The organism is Amycolatopsis jejuensis (assembly GCF_000717335.1).
Taxonomy (GTDB): domain Bacteria; phylum Actinomycetota; class Actinomycetes; order Mycobacteriales; family Pseudonocardiaceae; genus Amycolatopsis; species Amycolatopsis jejuensis.
Map to the genome: position 1 here is coordinate 1 of NZ_JNYZ01000102.1, position 544 is coordinate 544.

At 61.9% G+C, this 544-nt stretch carries 1 protein-coding gene; it reads right to left on the bottom strand.

What is annotated here, in order from left to right; all coding sequences use genetic code 11:
- The coding region (locus tag OO71_RS45935) for a PHP domain-containing protein (RefSeq protein ID WP_156096891.1) at positions 1-544 on the bottom strand (544 nt) is incomplete at both ends.

Below are 544 nucleotides of genomic sequence, written 5' to 3' on the forward strand. Positions count from 1 at the left end.
TCGAAGACCGGCATCCGGTCCTTGTGCGTGTACACCTCCTCATACGACTCGACCCGCTCGGCGATCCACAACGTGCTGTCCGCCGCCCCCGGCACCTCCCGGTCCCAATACTCCCGCATCTCATCCGCGGACTTCAGGAAATAACCATCACCATCGAACTTGAACCGCGTCGGATCATTCAGCGTCTTCCCCGCCTGCACACACAACAACGCCGAATGCGTATCCGCCTGATCCTTCGTCACATAATGCGAATCATTCGTCGCCAACGGCCGCAAATCCAGCAACCGCCCGACCTCCAGCAACCCCTCCCGCACCGACCGCTCGATCGGCAGCCCGTGATCCATCAACTCCAGAAAAAAATTGTCCGCCCCGAAAATATCCCGGTAATCCGCCGCCGCCTGCACCGCAGCCTCCCGCTGCCCCAGCCGCAACCGCGTCTGCACCTCACCCGACGGACACCCCGTCGTCGCAATGATCCCCGCCGCATTCTCCGCAATCAGCTCACGATCCATCCGCGGCTTCCGGTAATACCCCTGCATCGACG